This window comes from Geminicoccus flavidas (assembly GCF_009806515.1).
In the GTDB taxonomy this organism is placed as follows: Bacteria; Pseudomonadota; Alphaproteobacteria; order Geminicoccales; family Geminicoccaceae; genus Geminicoccus; species Geminicoccus flavidus.
The window spans coordinates 1-478 of record NZ_WUJP01000984.1 but is presented as its reverse complement, the minus strand read 5'-3'; the positions used below and the strand labels follow the sequence as shown (position 1 = coordinate 478).

Below are 478 nucleotides of genomic sequence, written 5' to 3'. Positions count from 1 at the left end.
TCGTGGCGCGCAGCAGTTCCGGGTCGCCCTCCCGGTCGACGGTCCGCCGCTGCCCGTCCGCGGTCAGCAGTTCCAGGGAACGAACATGGTCGCCGAAGCTCCCGGCCGCCGCCTGGTTCTTCCCGTGCACGTCGTTGGCCAGCGCACCGCCGATCGTGGCGAAGGCGGTGCCCGGGATGGCCGGCGCCATCCAGCCGCGCGGCAGGAAGTGGCGATGGAGGTCGGCGAAGGTGACGCCCGGCTCGACCGTGATCGTGCCCTCGTCCGGGTCGAAGGCCAGCACCCGGTCGAGTCTGGTGGTGAGCAGGCCGCGCCCGCCCGCTGCCGGCTGGCCGGCGTCGCCATAGGAGCGGCCCGCGCCCATCGCCAGCAACGGGCCGATGCCCGCCTGCACGATGCGATCGAGTTCGGCATCGCGCTCGGGCCGGGCGACCTCGGCCAGGACGCGCGGTACCCGGCCCCAGCCGGCCACCTCCAT

1 protein-coding gene is annotated in these 478 nt (G+C 74.5%); it reads right to left on the bottom strand.

Annotation, left to right across the window (positions count from 1 at the left end):
- Positions 1–478 (bottom strand): FAD-binding oxidoreductase (locus EQG76_RS27965; RefSeq protein WP_159718362.1); only part of this gene is annotated, 478 nt, incomplete at both ends.